We start from the raw sequence: 13,538 nt of genomic DNA on the forward strand, positions 1-13,538 counted from the left end.
AGAAAGAAATTATTGTCCATGAAATTAATATATTACATCATTCTTCGTATTACTCTTGCTCTGACCCTTATACTGACGGTCTGGGCTATCTTCTTTTATGTTACGATGATCGATGAAGTCAACGATGAAGTGGATGATGCTTTGGAAGATTATTCGGAAACCATCATTATCCGGGCATTGGCAGGAGAGGAGCTACCTTCTAAAACCAATGGCTCCAACAATCAATATTATATGATGGAAGTAAGCAAAGAGTATGCGGAAAGCCGGGAGGATATTCAGTATAAAGACTCTATGGTATACATTGAAGAAAAAGGAGAGACCGAGCCGGCACGTATTCTTACTACTATCTTTAAAGATGATGAAGGACGATACCACGAGCTGACAGTATCAACTCCCAGCATTGAAAAAGACGATTTGAGAGATGCCATCCAGGTGTGGATTATATTTTTATATGTAGCTTTATTATTCTGCATTATTATCATTTCCGTATGGGTATTTTACCGGAATATGCGACCGCTCTATGTACTTCTACACTGGCTGGACGGTTATCAAACAGGAAAAAGAAATAAACCTTTGAGTAACGATACTCAAATCACGGAATTCCGGAAATTAAATGAGGCTGCCATTCGTTATGTGGAACGTACGGAGCAGATGTTCGAACAACAAAAACAGTTTATCGGAAATGCTTCACACGAGATACAAACTCCACTTGCTATCTGCCGTAATCGATTGGAAATGTTGATGGAAGATGATTCGCTATCAGAAAAACAACTGGAAGAACTGATGAAAACGCATCAGACTTTAGAATACATCACTAAATTAAACAAATCCCTATTATTGCTTTCCAAGATTGATAATGGTCAGTTTACGGATGCCAAAGAATTGGAACTCAATGTACTTCTCAAACAATATCTGCAAGATTACGAAGAAGTTTATGATTATCGCAACATAGAAGTCACGATAGATGAACAAGGCGTTTTCAAGGTGACAATGAACGAATCCCTGGCTGTTGCTTTGCTCACTAACCTCCTGAAAAATGCATTTGTACATAATATTGATGGAGGACATATCCGAATCACCGTTACTAAGAACGGTATTACTTTCCGAAATTCGGGAGTGGAACATCCGCTGAACAAGGAACATATCTTCGAACGTTTCTATCAGGGTAGCAAAAAAGAAGGATCTACAGGGCTGGGATTAGCTATAGCCGATTCCATCTGTCGTTTGCAACATCTGAATATAAAATATTACTTCGAGCAGAATGAACATTGCTTCGAGATTTCCCAATCATAAGATTCATCTGAAAAACACAGAGGACACGGATTTTAAGTGAACGACCTGTCGGTTATCATAAAACCAATTTGTCAGGTATATCCATTCACCTGTTTCTCCGTGTCCTCTGCGTCTTTTATAGTGAGCAGGTTATCGGGATCGTATTTCTCTCCTCATAAACATGATATAAGAAATAGCGAAGCAAATAACCGTTGCCGCAATCAATCCGGTCAACTGTGGCCATACAACTAAAAGACTTTGTCCCAATGGGAGCGGACTAGGGATAGCTCCCTGTACCTGTTCCATAGTCAATGGCCCCAAACTTCTGACAGAAGGCATCAATAGTGTGGTGGTAGCTTCATTAAACAGTTCACTCGGTGCCAAACGCATCAACCCTAGAATAAACTTCTGATAACTGATAATCTGATAAGGTGATGCCATCTGTGACGGACTCAACCCTTTTGCCACCAAATTAACAATCATGGTATAGAATACACTAAAAAACAGCCAAACAGCCACAGATGCTAAGGCAGAAGTCGCTGCCTGACGGAAACGGAGTGAGAACAGAATAGCCAGATTCAACCAGAATGCTACATAAAAGATACTGGTAATGATGAAGAAAACAATTCTCCAAAACTCTTCTGCCGTAGGAGGAATACCAATAGCAATCAGCCCACATCCCATCACCAGAAAGCCCAATACAAACAACATGATACCTATCACAATCAAAGCAGCCACAAACTTCGCATTGATAATGCAATCGCGATGAATAGGCTGGGACAGCATACGGCTCAATGTTCCTTTATTTTGTTCGGAATTGACTGCATCAAATCCCAAAGCGATTCCCAATAGGGGACCTAAGAAGTTAATAAACAGCACAAAAGAGGGGAGAGTCCCATCTGAAACCGTAAACAACTTCAAGAAAAGAAACGAACCGTCCGGATCATTAGGTTTGATGGCTTCACTAATATTGGTGAGTGCTGTATATAGCGACCCCATACAGGTAAGTGCTATAATACCTATTAGTATAATAAAACGCCAACTTTTGACATGATCGGAAATTTCCTTGTTGACGATAACCCAAAAAGGATGATTGACTTTATTCATGTCTTTCTCCTCCTTCCTCAAAATAATGGTTATAAATATCAGACAATTCCTGCTTCTTATCTTTCAATTCTGCCATATCAATCAAAGCAAGTAATTGGCCATTACTGAACAAACCTACCCGGTCGCACACTTTCTGTACCTGATCCAGATGATGGGAAGAGAAAAGCACTGTCAGTCCTTCTTCTTTACTCAACCAGCGAATCAGTTCGATAAATTCCTGAACACCTGCAGGGTCAATCCCTGAAGTCGGCTCATCGAGAATAATAATCTCCGGATTTTTAATAAGTACATCAGCCAATCCCAACCGCTGTCTCATACCACGAGAGTATTTCCCTGTCTTTTTGGCTAACTGATCTTCAAGGCCTACCCGCTTCATCAGTTCCATAGCCTTGGTTTTTGCCTCTTTATCAGAAATACCATTTAATCGCGCTGTATAGATCAAATTCTCCGGTCCTGTCATATCATCATAGAATCCTACATCTTCTGGCAAATACCCAATTTTCCTTTTTACTTCAATGGGGTGTGTAGTAGAATTGATTCCACAAATTTCAACTGTTCCCGAAGTAGGCTCTGTCAATCCCAACATCATTAAGATAGTAGTTGATTTTCCAGCACCATTCGGTCCCAGTAATCCGAAGATTTCTCCTTTCCGGATATTCAGGCGAATATGATCTACAGCAGTGAAATTACCGTATTGTTTGGTCAAATCGGTAAGTACGATCACTTGTTCGCCCATAATTTACCTCCTTCCATATTTACGGAACAGATAGTAAACCACGCCGATGGTGGCAATAATGATAAGAACGCCTACCCATCCCCATATCATCGGAGTTTTTACTGCAACTCTGAACTGCGCATCGGCATTTACTTCAGGAGTTTTTGCCATGATGGTAGTCACATAGTCGCCTGGCAATGCTTTTTTAGAAGCTTTCAAAGTAGCCATAACCGTTGATGTCTCTCCGGCTTTTAGTGCATCGATTTTTGAAGGTTCGAAAGTTACTTCCCAGTCAGCAGGTTTATTAGCAGACAGCTGAATATCTTTCAGTAATGAAGAACCTGTATTTCTGACTTCCAGTTCTATTTTCTTTATATCACCTGCTGTGACATCTGTACTCAATAACCCACGGGGAGTAGTCAGTTCCATTTGATAAGAGCCGGTAACAACCACTTCCAGTTCCAATTCGGCAGAAGTGGTACCTGTAGCGGCGCGTACCGGAATTTTGTAACTGCCGGCTTCTACATTGGCAGGAGGAGTAATATCTATACTTACATTTTGAGTGCTGTTGGCTTCCACTTGTGCAGAAGTGGCTTGCTTATAGTTAGGTTTAAAAACTACATTCCAACCTCTGGGTGCATTAGCCATCAAAGCATATAGCTGCTGGTCGGCAGTCTGATTCTTTAAAGTGGCACTGAAAGTGAAGGTTGATTTGGAATTTCCCTGCATGTTGGGTTGGTCGGTAGTAAATTCAGTCTGGTATGTTCCTTTTTGAGCAACCACTACATCCAATGGAAGTTTGGCGTTTCCGGCATATACCACAAAGTGATAATTACCTTTATTCACTTTTAATGGGACTTCGACTTTTAAATTGAAAGTCTTTTTCTCTTTGGGAAGTACCGATAGTTGGCTAAGGCTCCAGCCACCGGATTTCATCTCGTGTTTCCAACTGGAGGACAATCCGCTGACAGAAAGATTCGCATTCGTCAACTGGTCTGTGTTGTTGATAAGATCAATACTGTAGTCAATTGACGCTCCGGGAGATACGGAGATTTTTGTGTAAGGTGTGTACAGAATCACGCTCTTAGGTATTGAATCATTGGCGTGCGTGTAACTCATAGGGATCATCCCCAATAGAATAGCTAATAATAAAAAATAATTTGTTCTCATAGTCATACAAAAGTTCTTATGGTTGTTTAATATGAATATTGTCAAATTTGTGTGTGCAAAAATAAACGATGTATCTATTAGTAGTTTTAAAAGAATCCTAAAGAATCTAATTTCAAGAAGAAATTATAGTGACACTATCTCTATAGGATGGTGACGGTATCCTTTATGTATAGTGACGCTATGTTAACCGGATAACGTCACTATATTTTTTCGATTTTTTTTTCGGAAATTCTCAAAATTCCCAAATCTTTTCAGATTCTCCTCTCATCTTTGCATTATCAAATTAATAATAATAGTAAAAACCAATATTAAAAAACAACGATTATGAAAAAGTTAGTATTCTTATTAGTGTGTCTTTTCACTTTGCAAACAGTAGCTCGTGCAGATGACGACAAACCAATCCAGGTAACTCAAATGCCACAACCGGCACAGCAGTTTATCAAACAGCATTTTGCCGACAGCAAAGTAGCATTAGCCAAAATGGAGAGTGATTTCTTTTATAAAAGTTATGAAGTGATTTTCACGAATGGCGATAAAGTGGAGTTTGACAACAAAGGCAACTGGGAAGAAGTGAACTGCAAATATAGTTCTGTACCTACAGCAATTATTCCGGCAGCTATTCAGAAATACGTAACGACCAATTACCCTGATGCTAAAATTCTAAAAATTGAGAGAGATAAGAAAGATTATGAAGTAAAACTGTCCAACCGTACGGAACTGAAGTTTGACCTGAAATTTAATTTGATTGATATTGATTTCTAAACCTATTTAAATTGAACAAAGATGAAACTAAAGATTTATACACTTTTACTGGCACTAAGCGTCACATGGAGTCTGCAAAGTTGTGACAACGATGACGATGGTTCAATAGCTGTTCCTGCCGAACTTCAAAGTGCATTTTCATCCAAATTCCCTAATGCTGCAAATGTGAAGTGGGAAACTAAGTCTGGATATTATGTAGCAGATTTCTATGACGGATATGAAGCATCTGCATGGTTCACCCAAGATGGTAAATGGCAAATGACAGAAACGGACATTCCTTACAATGCATTACCACAAGCAGTAAAAATGTCTTTTGAGAACAGCGAATATGCCTCATGGAAGCGGGATGATATAGACAAACTGGAACGGACAGGCGTTGAAACTGTTTTCGTAATTGAAGTCGAAAAGCAGAATCAGGAGGTCGATTTGTATTATTCTGCTGATGGAACTCTGATTAAAAGCATTGTAGACACTGATGATGATAACAGCGAACATCTTCCTGTACAATTGACTGAAGCTATGAAAAACTTCATCAATGAAAAGTATCCGAATGCAAGAATCATGGAAGTAGACGTTGAAGATGATAGAAATGATTGGGATTTTGGATTTACAGAGGTAGATATCATTCATAATGGAATCTCAAAAGATGTATTGTTCAACCAGACTGGAAATTGGTATTCTACTTCATGGGAAATACGTCAGAATGAATTGCCTGAAGCAGTAAACAATACTCTCAATAATCAATATGGAGAATATCGTTTTGACGAAGCGGAGTATATTGAAAAAGCAGATGGTAGCATATATTATCGAATTGAACTTGAGAAGGGGGATGTAGATAAAGTAGTAAACATAGGCGAGAACGGTACTGTCCTTTCATAGGTCAAAGTGCATAATTCTGAAACATAATTCTCACAAACAACAAACGATGACATAATTCCTGGTGGATATGTCATCGTTTATTATTTTTTACTGCTCCTGTACACGTTTTCTTTTCACTGCCGATTTATCAGTTTTATCAGTGATGCTGTCCGTTTGTTGCGGTTTCACCTTTTCAGCTTCTTCCCGTTTCCGCTTATTGCGTAACCGCCATTTATTCCAGAAATATAGATCACTCCATTTATTGAAATCCTTTTTATACATGATACCTACACCTTGTGTAGTCAAGTTTGTTTTTGTGTAATAACGGTCATTTGTCTCATTATAAGCCTTCAAACGAATATCTCCCGAACGGGTAATCAGCCATTCTGCTTCAAAGTCTCCTACAAAGTTAGTATTAGCCATCGGATTATCCCGATAACCGAAGTTTCCGTTTATCAATAAACGGTTATTCAATAATTGTCCCGACAAAATACCTTCTACTTCCATATCTGTCCAACCCTTATCACCCGTACTCAAATTCGTACCGATATTCCAGTTATTCGTTTCAAAGACTTGTGAAAGTGCATTATTCAACTGGCCGGAGAGAGTAGATGAGAGCACTGATGACATCACATTCGAATTCTGATTATTATTACGGGCATCTTCCGTATAGAACTTGCCAATACCCAACAAATAAAGAATCTGCATATTCATTTGCTCCTCCGTACTGATATAATTACGCACCAATGTTTGTATTTCATCTCTTTCATTCGGAAGCTCTATACCCAGTTTGATAGTCGGTCGCACCAGCATACCACTTAGATTCATGATACAATTTACACGTACATTGGGTTGTTGAATAATAGCCGAAGCATCCGGTATCAAGTCATTCAAAGAAGCAGAATTCACTGTATATGAAGCTTGTATATCCATGTTAGCATCCAAAGGTGCACCATTGAACGTTATTGTACTTCCATCCTTGATAATAAAGTCTTTACGGATCACCTCCTGCAAACTAAATTTATATACTCCTTGATTGATCCGGTAATTACCGAACATTTTCACATCGCCCTTATTATAAAATTCCGTCCGGATATTTCCCGTACCTTTTCCGCTGATATAATCTCCGGCAATAGGGTCCATGATGATTCGCATGGTGGCATCGGGAGTTGCATCCACCAGAATATTCAAACGGATATCTGTTTTCTGCTCTTCCTCCTCCTGACGTTTTTGCTGTATTTGTTCGTAATATGAGATTACTTGAACAGAATCCTGAATAGTACGACGAGGTGTTTTATCTACAAATTTGATAAACTGATTGCTAGTAGCCGATGCTACACTACCATTAATATAAGTAAAGGTAGTATTTCGATTTGTAGTCATAGCCACATTTACGTCGAGCCCCTGTATGGCGTTTCCAGAGAGCAATACATTCCCGGTACCATATACCGTACCATAGAAAGGCATATCTGTCGATTCTTTTGTGTTCATCACAAGCATATTATTTGCCTGTATCTCAAAACGATAGTTTAGGTTCTTAAAATGCTGGAAATGCAAATATCCATTCATTCTCCCCGAATGCCCTTCCATATCAGAGATATGTATATTATTGAATGTCAATCCAGTAGGAGCCAGATGAATAGTGTCTTTTACAGCAAAATGTGTGTTTAAAATATCAAAATTCATGGATGCGTCTGTCATAACCGCACCATCCAGGTTCAACCCTTTAAATTTACCATAGAAATGTACTTTTCCTGTTCCCCGTCCTTTAATATCATTGGCAATAGACTTCATATAATGTTCGAGGAATTTCAGATTCAATTCATTTGCTTCAATATTTAAATCAAGTCCGCTCTCGGGTTTTAATGGATAAATAATACCCGTGACACGCGATGGAGAAGGAGATATATCCTGAATGGATGCATCCAACCGGATACCTCTGTTTTCATTATCCCACTCACCATATATATCCAGTTCACCTAAACGACCGTGATTGAGTGAGAAATTCTTTATAAATAAACGGGTATTCATGATAGGCTTTTTAAACACTCCGCTTGCATAAGCCGTTCCTGTTGCATCGCCCTCAAAATTTACATCGTCGGATATACTTGCAATATCAAATACATATCCCATATTTATATCCTTTAGATCAACCTTTACAGTATCTTTAGGATTCTCGGAAAGCCGGCCGTTAATACGTACATACCTATCCTGATGACTAAAATAGAAATTATTCACATCCACTCGTCCGGAATCGACCACCACCTGCGAAGGATGTATCTTCCAGAGAGTATCATTTAAAATAACATCAGTAGGCTTCACATCCACCATCGCTTTCAACAATGACTTTTCTCCGCTTGTACGTAGAAATTTGGCAACAGCTGCTAATTTCCCGCTATATGTTGCTGCAGCATTATTTCCCCAATCCAAAGTCGTACTGACATTGTCATCTTTAGCTTGTGCATCCAGAGATAGATTGACTGCCCCTTTCTTTTTCAAATTAGTCAGACGAACCCGTGCACGAATATGATCTGCCGGATTCTCGCACAGAATCATACCTGACTCAATATAGTTGTTCTTATATTGCAGACGGGGAAAATATCCCTCTATACGCAAGCGTTGTAAAGCATCATTAAAATATCCCTTCAACGTAGAATGAGTATATACCGTTAACGGTATATCAAATATCGTAGATAAAATGTCCGTATTATATATATGTATATCAAACAAAAAGTTATTATGGGTTTCAATCGGCTTCTTGGGAGGTAATATCAAAGACGGCACATATTTCCGCATAATATTCAGAATACTGGCAGGCAATGTGTGATATTGGAATTTTCCCTCTATGCTTGCTTTCAGGAATTCGGAAGTCAATCTAAGCTGATTTTCTCCATTTTGTTTGGTTGCCCGGATATTCATATTCTGCATGAAATATGCTTTATCCGGAGCTGTAAATTCCAAGCTATCCACATTGATTTCTCCAATCATCTCATCCACTGATCCACCTGTAAAATTGGCTTTCAGTTTTAAAGAGAACTCTGCATCAGGATATTTGGTCGTAAGATTCAAATCATGTGGGCGTACTTTATTGACTACTGCAAGAAAATTAAAAGTAGGAACTTTGGATGCAACATTTACGTCTCCATTCAGATAAATAGAGCCATTAGGATCATCCAACGCAATCTTTCCATTAAATCCGCCTTGTTTGTATTCTCCGTCCAGTGTGATATTTTCATATCTATATCTGCTATAATCTATCGAAGCAATCAGTCCTTTCAATTCTACGGCAGGCAAGTGGTCAGCAATATGCCGGCCATGTACATCCAGATTGAAAGTAATTTCTCCCAATTCCTCATTATCCAATAATTTACCTAGTTGAAAATCCTCTGTTTTGACAGCTCCGGAATACGCAAACAATCCTTTTGTCTTATCAGAACTCAATTTTAAGTCGGTCTTTACATTTCCAAGACTCGTTTGTAATTGTCCATAAGTAACTAAGTCCGTGAAGTATCCCGAAATTTCTCCCTGGAAACTCACGTTGCCCAAACGTTCGAGAAGAGGAGGAACTCCATTATAATTAGGACTCAAATTACGCACTAAAAAACCGACTCCGCGGGTATTGGCCGAAAGTTCGGAAAGAGTTCCATATACATACGCATCTTGTGGACGCGATAAGTCCTGAAGCGATACATCTCCTCGCAGACGGAACTGACGGTCATCGGCTGTAATCTCCAGATGCGAACAAGTCAACTGATCCACAGTTCCCTTCACCTCCATATCCAACGTCACCGGTTCCTTGAAATGCGAGAGGATAGGGACAAAAGGAGAAATATCTTTTAAAGTAACTTGCGATGGCAAAGTACGGAAAGAGAAATGCACCTGTTCTGTAAAACGGTCAAAAGCTTTCAAACTATCATACTCCAAATGAATGGTATCAAGCTTGAGAGAGGTTTCGGGCAATTCTATTGTAAAATTATCAATGTTTGTCTGCTTGTTATTGGCAACCAGTTTCAAACTCATTTTTTTCAAAGAGAAGCCGGATGCTTTTTCATCAAGGCTCAATCGCTTGATCCCTAAATTCAAAGAGTCCTTACTTAATGCCTTCAGCGATATATTAGCGATGATATTTTGAAGCTGAATATGCTTAGCGTTAAATTTCTCCGGTGTTTCTTCTTCCGACAACACATGATAAGACATCCTTCCACGACGAATCAGGATGGAATTAATACGCAAATCAAGGGAGTTTTCTTTCTTCACGGTATCTTTGGAAGCAAAAGCATCCAAAACAAACTTAAAATTAGGAGGGGAATCCGGAGTCTCTTTCCGGAGATTGATATTAAATCCGAAAAGCTGGACACTGCTAATGGATATCTTTCCTTTAAAAAAGGGCATAATATCGAACTTGGCGGACAAACGTGTGACTTTGAGCATTTCCTGACCACTCTGATCGTCAAGCAATACATCATCAATAATAATACGGTTCAATAGACCCATATTAATTCTACCAATCACTACCTTTGTATTTAAAACTTCAGAAAGTTCTTCAGCTACAAATACACTCATTGCTTGCTGAATGTTTGGTATATTCAGCAAAACAATAGTCCCGATATATACTCCCAGTACAATACCTACTACCCAGCGTACAGTCTTTTTCAGCGTTCTGATATGCGATAACTTTTATTTTGCGAACAAAAATATAAAATAGTTCGTTACGAATCGTAGTTTTATGATTACTTTTGCACCGTTTAATAGTTTAAATACTTATGAGTGCAATAATTTTAGGAATTGAATCCTCCTGTGACGATACGTCGGCAGCCGTAATCAAGGATGGTTATTTGCTGTCAAATGTGGTATCAAGTCAAGCCGTACATGAAGCATACGGTGGAGTAGTACCCGAGTTGGCTTCACGGGCACACCAACAAAACATCGTACCGGTAGTACATGAAGCATTAAAACGTGCTGGCGTCACCAAAGAAGAGTTGAGCGCGGTAGCTTTCACTCGCGGACCGGGATTGATGGGGTCTTTGCTTGTTGGAGTCTCCTTTGCAAAAGGATTCGCTCGTTCTTTAAACATCCCAATGATTGATGTTAATCATTTGACCGGACATGTTTTAGCTCATTTTATTAAAGCGGAAGGAGAAGAAGAGAGACAACCTGTTTACCCATTTCTCTGTTTGCTGGTATCTGGAGGAAATTCACAAATCATACTGGTCAAAGCCTATAATGATATGGAGATTCTTGGACAGACTATTGACGATGCCGCAGGTGAAGCTATTGATAAATGCTCTAAAGTGATGGGACTTGGTTATCCCGGCGGACCGATCATTGATAAACTGGCTCGTCAGGGAAATCCGAAAGCTTTTACATTCAGCAAACCGCATATTCCTGGTTTAGATTACAGCTTCAGCGGATTGAAAACTTCCTTTTTATATTCATTACGCGACTGGTTAAAGGAAGATCCTGATTTCATAGAACACCATAAAGTAGATCTTGCAGCATCATTAGAGGCTACTGTAGTGGATATTCTGATGGATAAATTACGAAAAGCCGCCAAAGAATATAAGATTAATGAAATAGCTGTGGCCGGAGGAGTTTCTGCAAATAATGGATTGCGTAATGCTTTCCGGGAACATGCCGAGAAATATGGCTGGAACATTTTTATCCCTAAATTCAGTTATACAACTGATAATGCAGCTATGATCGCCATTACCGGATATTTCAAATATCTGGATAAGGACTTTTGTTCTATTGATCTTCCGGCTTATTCTCGTGTGACGTTATAATAAGGTATACCTTATTATATATAAGATAAAAACTAAGAAGTATGTTTGCCGAAATAATAACTATTGGCGACGAACTGTTGATAGGACAGGTTGTCGATACTAATTCTGCCTGGATGGGACAGGAATTAAATAAAATAGGTATTGAGGTTCTTCGTATTGTTTCAATCCGTGACCGGGAAGAAGAAATCATGGAAGCGATTGATAATGCGATGGAAAGGGTGAATATTGTTTTAGTAACCGGAGGACTCGGACCTACCAAAGACGATATTACCAAACAGACTTTATGTAAATACTTCCATACGGAACTGGTTTTCAACGAAGAAGTATTCGAAAACGTAAAGCGGGTACTGGCAGGAAAAATACCAATGAATGCACTCAATAAAAGCCAGGCAATGGTCCCGAAAGATTGTATGGTAATAAATAACCCTGTGGGAAGTGCTTCTGTCAGTTGGTTCGAGAGGGATGGCAAGGTACTTGTTTCCATGCCGGGCGTTCCACAAGAGATGATTGCTGTGATGACAGAAAGCGTGTTACCTAAGCTGCACGATAGGTTTCAAACGGATGTTATTATGCATCAAACATTTCTCGTACAGCACTATCCAGAATCTGTATTAGCCGAAAAGTTAGAATCGTGGGAGAACGCTTTACCGGAATGCATTAAATTGGCATATCTACCCAAACTTGGCATTATTCGTCTTAGACTGACCGGACGAGGACAAAACAGAGAAGAAGTAAAAGTTCTTCTTGAACGTGAAAAGTTAAAATTAGAGGAAATACTTGGTGAAGATATTTTCAGTGAAGAAGATACACCATTGGAGGTTATAGTCGGTGAGCTTTTAAAAAAGAAGAAATTGACCGTTTCCACCGCAGAAAGTTGTACCGGGGGCAGTATTGCCGCACGGTTGACTTCCATCGCCGGCAGTTCTGAATATTTTAATGGAAGTGTAGTGGCCTACTCTAATGAAGTGAAAATGGGGCTTTTGCACGTTTCCTCCGAAACTTTGGAACAATATGGAGCTGTCAGTGAGGAAACTGTGATTGAAATGGTAAAAGGTGCGATGAAAGCATTAAAAACAGATTGCGCTGTTGCTACTTCAGGGATAGCAGGCCCTGGAGGTGGTACTCCGGAAAAGCCGGTGGGAACTGTTTGGATAGCTGCTGGTTATAAAAACGAAATTCATACTTACAAGCAAGAAACAAACCGCGGAAGAAGCATGAACATTGAAAGAGCTGGCAATAATGCCCTATTAATGCTCCGTGATTTACTCAAATAAAGAAAAATAGGTGCCTGAAAGTGAATTATTTTAAGAAATTCTTGTTTTATACGGATAAAAGTGCTTACTTTGCGTCCTGTTTGAAATAAGTATAGATATAAAACTATAAAAATAAGATAGAAATGTCGAAGATTTGTCAAATTACCGGAAAGAAAGCCATGATTGGCAACAATGTTTCACACTCAAAGAGAAGAACTAAAAGAACCTTTGATTTGAACTTGTTTAACAAAAAGTTCTATTATGTAGAACAGGATTGTTGGATCAGCCTTAGCCTTTGCGCTAACGGGTTGCGTATTATCAACAAAAAAGGACTGGATGCTGCGCTGACTGAAGCAGTGGCTAAAGGTTATTGTGATTGGAAAAGCATTAAAGTAATCGGCTAAACGTAGAGGAGAAAACTTACAATGGCAAAGAAAGCAAAAGGTAACAGAGTACAAGTGATTCTGGAATGTACAGAACACAAAGACAGTGGAATGCCGGGAACATCTCGTTATATCACAACTAAGAACAGAAAGAATACTACAGAAAGACTTGAGTTGAAAAAATACAACCCAATTCTGAAGAGAGTAACAGTACACAAGGAAATTAAATAATAAA

At 39.1% G+C, this 13,538-nt stretch carries 11 protein-coding genes; 7 read left to right on the top strand and 4 right to left on the bottom strand.

Going from position 1 to position 13,538, the window contains the following annotated elements:
* Positions 1–18 precede the first annotated feature (18 nt).
* Positions 19–1,293, top strand: a complete 1,275-nt coding sequence (locus HMPREF0106_RS01815; RefSeq protein WP_009041126.1) for a sensor histidine kinase — start codon at positions 19–21, stop codon at positions 1,291–1,293.
* Between the two features lie 129 nt (positions 1,294–1,422).
* Here HMPREF0106_RS01815 and HMPREF0106_RS01810 read toward each other — a convergent pair whose 3' ends face one another.
* From HMPREF0106_RS01810 to HMPREF0106_RS01800, 3 genes are read right to left on the bottom strand one after another with little or no spacing between them, the layout of a single operon-like run.
* Positions 1,423–2,379, bottom strand: a complete 957-nt coding sequence (locus HMPREF0106_RS01810) for an ABC transporter permease (protein WP_004295992.1) — start codon at positions 2,377–2,379, stop codon at positions 1,423–1,425.
* Positions 2,372–3,115 carry an ABC transporter ATP-binding protein gene (locus HMPREF0106_RS01805; RefSeq protein ID WP_004295990.1) on the bottom strand — a complete coding sequence of 248 codons (744 nt, stop codon included), beginning with the start codon at positions 3,113–3,115 and terminating at the stop codon, positions 2,372–2,374. Before HMPREF0106_RS01805 ends, HMPREF0106_RS01810 begins: the two co-directional genes overlap by 8 nt.
* 3 nt (positions 3,116–3,118) lie before the next feature.
* A complete protein-coding gene (locus tag HMPREF0106_RS01800) occupies positions 3,119–4,270 on the bottom strand; it encodes an NEW3 domain-containing protein (protein WP_009041127.1) in 1,152 nt (383 codons plus the stop codon).
* A gap of 318 nt (positions 4,271–4,588) precedes the next feature.
* On the opposite strand from HMPREF0106_RS01800, the gene HMPREF0106_RS01795 reads away from it, so the two are divergent.
* Together HMPREF0106_RS01795 and HMPREF0106_RS01790 are read left to right on the top strand one after the other, a co-directional pair.
* A complete protein-coding gene (locus HMPREF0106_RS01795; protein WP_004306079.1) occupies positions 4,589–5,026 on the top strand; it encodes a PepSY-like domain-containing protein in 438 nt (145 codons plus the stop codon).
* Between the two features lie 21 nt (positions 5,027–5,047).
* Positions 5,048–5,905 (top strand): PepSY-like domain-containing protein, encoded by an 858-nt coding sequence (locus HMPREF0106_RS01790; protein ID WP_004318250.1) that lies wholly within the window; start codon positions 5,048–5,050, stop codon positions 5,903–5,905.
* An 87-nt stretch (positions 5,906–5,992) separates the two neighbouring features.
* On the opposite strand, the gene HMPREF0106_RS01785 is transcribed toward HMPREF0106_RS01790, so the two are convergent.
* A complete protein-coding gene (locus HMPREF0106_RS01785) occupies positions 5,993–10,447 on the bottom strand; it encodes a translocation/assembly module TamB (RefSeq protein ID WP_009041128.1) in 4,455 nt (1,484 codons plus the stop codon).
* Between the two features lie 200 nt (positions 10,448–10,647).
* Here HMPREF0106_RS01785 and tsaD point away from each other — a divergent pair, with 200 nt between their 5' ends.
* The 4 genes from tsaD to rpmG all read left to right on the top strand — a co-directional run bounded on the left by tsaD (position 10,648) and on the right by rpmG (position 13,534).
* Positions 10,648–11,667 carry a tRNA (adenosine(37)-N6)-threonylcarbamoyltransferase complex transferase subunit TsaD gene (tsaD, locus tag HMPREF0106_RS01780; protein WP_004306076.1) on the top strand — a complete coding sequence of 340 codons (1,020 nt, stop codon included), beginning with the start codon at positions 10,648–10,650 and terminating at the stop codon, positions 11,665–11,667.
* A gap of 41 nt (positions 11,668–11,708) precedes the next feature.
* The gene (locus HMPREF0106_RS01775) at positions 11,709–12,941 is read left to right on the top strand and encodes a competence/damage-inducible protein A (protein WP_008775676.1); all 1,233 of its coding nucleotides are present in this window, start codon (positions 11,709–11,711) and stop codon (positions 12,939–12,941) included.
* Positions 12,942–13,063: 122 nt separating this feature from the next.
* Positions 13,064–13,324 carry a 50S ribosomal protein L28 gene (rpmB, locus tag HMPREF0106_RS01770; RefSeq protein ID WP_004314359.1) on the top strand — a complete coding sequence of 87 codons (261 nt, stop codon included), beginning with the start codon at positions 13,064–13,066 and terminating at the stop codon, positions 13,322–13,324.
* A gap of 21 nt (positions 13,325–13,345) precedes the next feature.
* Complete coding sequence (rpmG, locus tag HMPREF0106_RS01765) at positions 13,346–13,534, top strand: 50S ribosomal protein L33 (RefSeq protein ID WP_002560155.1); 189 nt, start codon at positions 13,346–13,348, stop codon at positions 13,532–13,534.
* The last annotated feature ends 4 nt before the right edge of the window (positions 13,535–13,538 follow it).

Source organism: Bacteroides sp. D22, from assembly GCF_000163675.1.
GTDB classification, from domain to species: domain Bacteria; phylum Bacteroidota; class Bacteroidia; order Bacteroidales; family Bacteroidaceae; genus Bacteroides; species Bacteroides xylanisolvens.

Excerpts from the sequence above, each read along its gene's own strand:
- rpmG (WP_002560155.1), top strand. The coding sequence starts at position 13,346 with ATGGCAAAGAAAGCAAAAGGTAACAGAGTACAAGTGATTCTGGAATGT.
- HMPREF0106_RS01790 (WP_004318250.1), top strand. The coding sequence starts at position 5,048 with ATGAAACTAAAGATTTATACACTTTTACTGGCACTAAGCGTCACATGG.
- tsaD (WP_004306076.1), top strand. The coding sequence starts at position 10,648 with ATGAGTGCAATAATTTTAGGAATTGAATCCTCCTGTGACGATACGTCG.
- HMPREF0106_RS01785 (WP_009041128.1), bottom strand. The coding sequence starts at position 10,447 with ATGAGTGTATTTGTAGCTGAAGAACTTTCTGAAGTTTTAAATACAAAG.
- rpmB (WP_004314359.1), top strand. The coding sequence starts at position 13,064 with ATGTCGAAGATTTGTCAAATTACCGGAAAGAAAGCCATGATTGGCAAC.
- HMPREF0106_RS01775 (WP_008775676.1), top strand. The coding sequence starts at position 11,709 with ATGTTTGCCGAAATAATAACTATTGGCGACGAACTGTTGATAGGACAG.
- HMPREF0106_RS01815 (WP_009041126.1), top strand. The coding sequence starts at position 19 with ATGAAATTAATATATTACATCATTCTTCGTATTACTCTTGCTCTGACC.
- HMPREF0106_RS01795 (WP_004306079.1), top strand. The coding sequence starts at position 4,589 with ATGAAAAAGTTAGTATTCTTATTAGTGTGTCTTTTCACTTTGCAAACA.
- HMPREF0106_RS01805 (WP_004295990.1), bottom strand. The coding sequence starts at position 3,115 with ATGGGCGAACAAGTGATCGTACTTACCGATTTGACCAAACAATACGGT.
- HMPREF0106_RS01800 (WP_009041127.1), bottom strand. The coding sequence starts at position 4,270 with ATGACTATGAGAACAAATTATTTTTTATTATTAGCTATTCTATTGGGG.
- HMPREF0106_RS01810 (WP_004295992.1), bottom strand. The coding sequence starts at position 2,379 with ATGAATAAAGTCAATCATCCTTTTTGGGTTATCGTCAACAAGGAAATT.